The sequence below is a fragment of the Mycobacterium sp. genome (genome assembly GCF_019243155.1).
GTDB lineage: Bacteria > Actinomycetota > Actinomycetes > Mycobacteriales > Mycobacteriaceae > Mycobacterium.
This window is the reverse complement of sequence record NZ_JAFAUS010000028.1, coordinates 1-3027: the sequence shown is the minus strand read 5'-3', so window position 1 is coordinate 3027 and position 3027 is coordinate 1. Positions and strand designations below refer to the sequence as shown.

Below are 3027 nucleotides of genomic sequence, written 5' to 3'. Positions count from 1 at the left end.
CCGGCTTCGCGCTGTCGACCTGATCCTGGCTGTATTCGATAACGGGCGGCGAAGCGCCGTAGACGTCGAGCGTGTGAATGAACCGGTGCAATCCCATCACCCCCGCACAGGTGAATCCGAGTTCGATGATTTGCGCGGCCGTGAAATGTTTGCTTAATCGCTTGTAAAACTCGTCGTCCATAGCGTGGTGATCGGCGGACAACAGGTCGATGAACTCGATGGCCATCTGCTCTTGCGGAGTCAGCGAACCGTGCCCGGGCGCCAGCAGGCATGCGACATCCTCGTCGGTGATCGAGTCATGCTTACGCGATTGGCTGCAGGGCTGGCACTCCCCGAGTTGGGCGCTACGGATGCGCAGCAACTCCATGATTCGGCCGCCCAGCAGGGTGCCGGTGCCCAGCTGGGCCCTGGCCGCATTGACCTGGTCGAGTTGGGCGCTGCGATAAGCGAATATCTGCAACGGCGCCGGAGTGGCGTAAAGCCCGCCGGCAACACCGGACTCCACAATTTCGCGGGAATGCGAGCTGAGCTCATTCATCGGAATTGGCGCTATACGCGGCATCGAATCAGGCTAACTTTTTTGTGCGCCACCGAAAAGGAGAACTTCGATGTCCAGACTCGCCGGGAAGGTCGCGATTGTCACCGGCGGTGCGGGTGGCATCGGCGCGGCAACGGCGCACGAATTGGCGCGCGAGGGCGCCGCCGTTGTAGTCGTCGACATCGACGAGGCGAACGCCACCGGTGTCGCAGACGAAATTCGGCGAACGGGGGCGCGAGCGATCGCGCTCGGCGGCGACCTCGCCGACGAGCAAACGGCTCAGCACGTAGTGGAGTCCACTGTGGCGGAGTTCGGTCGAGTCGACGTTCTGCACAACAACGCGGCGCTGACCGCCAGCGACTTCCTGTCCCGGGACACCACCGTGCGCGAAATGTCGATGGACGTGTGGCAGCGGTCCCTGGACGTCAATCTGGGCAGCCAGCTGCTGATGTGCAAGTACACGGTTCCCGAGATGTCGAAGAACGGCGGCGGCTCGATCGTCAACATGTCGTCGGGAGCGGCGCTGTCCGGCGACCGGACCCGACTGGCCTACGGCGTGTCGAAGTCCGGCGTTCATGCCCTGACGATGTACGTCGCGACCAGCGAGGGGAAACGCGGCATCCGCGCGAATACCGTTGTGCCGGGCCTGATCCTGACCGACGCCGTACGTGCGCATCTCGCCAAGGACATCATCGACGGCCTTGGGCGCGCCACGCTGACGCCCTATCTCGGCGAACCGGGGGACGTCGCGGACCTGGTCCTCTTCCTGGCCTCGGACCGATCCCGCTACATCACCGGGCAAATGATCGCCATCGACGGCGGGATGTCCGCTCACGTCGGCCTGGACACCGGCGATTAGCCGCTCGTCGGTCCGAGCGCGTACGCGCCGGTCTCCGGGTGGTGGTACCAGCCGCTAGCGGCGTGGGTGCCGCCATCGACGTGGATCGTCTGGCCGGTGATGTAGCTGGACAGCTCGGACGCGAGAAACACTGCCGCGCCCGCCATTTCATCGACATGACCGGCGCGTTGCATCGGCACGGTGAGGCCGAATCGCTGCTCGGAGCCCGGCGGTGCGATTGCCTGGATGCCTTCGGTCAGGGTGATGTCGGGCGCCAGCGCGTTGACCCGAATGCCGTGCGGCGCAAGCTCGAGTGCCGCCGTCTTGGTGTAGTTGATGACACCCGCCTTGGCCGCAGCGTAAGTGGCGTAACCCGGTGCGGCGCGGACACCTTCGATCGAGGTGACGCTGATGACGCTGCCCGGCAGTTTCTGCTCGACGAGGATGCGGGCCACTCGCTGCGTGCACAGGTAAACGTGGCGCAAGTTCGACTTGTACAGTGCGTCCCAACCATTTTCGCTGGTGTCGAGGATCCCCGACCAGAACACCCCGCCGGCGTTGTTGACCAGGACCGTCACGGTCCCGAGCTCGGCGGCGGTCTGCGCGAGCGCGGCGTCCACCGCAGCGCTGTCGCGGACGTCGACGGTGATGCCCAGCGCGCCGATCTCCTCGGCGGCGGACGCACACGAATCGGGATTGCGTTCCCAGATCGCGACCCGCGCACCGAATGCCTTGAGTCCTGCTGCGATGCCCCGGCCGATGCCGGCACCGCCGCCGGTCACCACCGCGACGCGGTCGGTCAGAAGAATCTTCGAGGGATCGATGGCCATGGGCTGACTATAGAACAATCGCACTTCACGGTTTACAGTCTTAACTAAATTTGTTCGGTATGTAACGACTGGGGAGGCCTTCATGGCCAGCACGATCTTCGTCACCGGCGGCACCGGGCAGACCGGCGGAAACGTCTGTCAACAATTGATCGAGCGCGGAGACCACGTCCGCGCCCTGGTTCGCAACCCGGATGAGGCCACCGCGCTGGCCGACATCGGTGTGGAACTGGTGAAGGGCGACATCAGGGACGTCGACGACGTGCTCCGGGCGGCCGAGGACGCCGAGGCGGCCATCCACTGTGCGGCACTGCTGGGCGGCGCGAGCCAGGACCTGGAAGATTTCAAGGCCGTCAACATGGTCGGCACCCGCAACGTCCTGGATGCGGGGAAAGTTCACGGCATGCGTCGGGTCGTCGCACTGAGCACCGCCACCTTCCTCGATTTGAGCACCGGTGTCGACTTCGAAGAGGCGCCCGTCCTCAAACACCCGCCGAACGACCCCTACACCGTCACCAAGCTCGCCGCCTTTCTCGAAGCACACGAGCGCGCGGCCGCGGGCGACGACGTGCTGACGTGTCACCCCGGCGCGATCTTCGGACCCGCACCGGTCGTCCAACGCGCCTTGCACCGCACCAGCTTCAACCGGGTGCTCCTGGCGGGCATGCGTGGAAAGATCAAGCGCTACTTGGCCTTTCCGGTGACCTGGGTGGCCGGGGCGGACGTCGCGAAGGGTTCGATCGCCGCGCTGGAGTCCGGTGTGGCCGGCGAGCGTTATCTATTGGTCGGCAGGCCCGAAGACACCTTCAGCACCGCCGGCGGTA

General features: G+C 65.1%; 4 protein-coding genes. 2 read left to right on the top strand and 2 right to left on the bottom strand.

Annotated features, from left to right (window positions below; genetic code table 11):
• On the bottom strand, nucleotides 1–538 hold a 538-nt coding region (locus JOZ00_RS01615; protein ID WP_293338785.1), incomplete at its 3' end, for a carboxymuconolactone decarboxylase family protein.
• A gap of 70 nt (nucleotides 539–608) precedes the next feature.
• Here JOZ00_RS01615 and JOZ00_RS01610 point away from each other — a divergent pair.
• Nucleotides 609–1397, top strand: coding sequence for an SDR family NAD(P)-dependent oxidoreductase (locus JOZ00_RS01610; protein WP_293338782.1), 789 nt, complete (start codon nucleotides 609–611; stop codon nucleotides 1395–1397).
• Here the strand turns inward: JOZ00_RS01610 and JOZ00_RS01605 are convergent.
• Nucleotides 1394–2206, bottom strand: coding sequence for an SDR family oxidoreductase (locus JOZ00_RS01605; protein WP_293338780.1), 813 nt, complete (start codon nucleotides 2204–2206; stop codon nucleotides 1394–1396). The genes JOZ00_RS01610 and JOZ00_RS01605 overlap by 4 nt on opposite strands.
• A gap of 82 nt (nucleotides 2207–2288) precedes the next feature.
• Here JOZ00_RS01605 and JOZ00_RS01600 point away from each other — a divergent pair.
• A partial coding sequence (locus tag JOZ00_RS01600; protein ID WP_293338777.1) for an NAD-dependent epimerase/dehydratase family protein occupies nucleotides 2289–3027 on the top strand: 739 nt, incomplete at its 3' end.

Bases quoted from the DNA above. Each gene is read 5' to 3' on its own strand.
- JOZ00_RS01610 (WP_293338782.1), top strand. From the start codon at position 609: ATGTCCAGACTCGCCGGGAAGGTCGCGATTGTCACCGGCGGTGCGGGT.
- JOZ00_RS01605 (WP_293338780.1), bottom strand. From the start codon at position 2,206: ATGGCCATCGATCCCTCGAAGATTCTTCTGACCGACCGCGTCGCGGTG.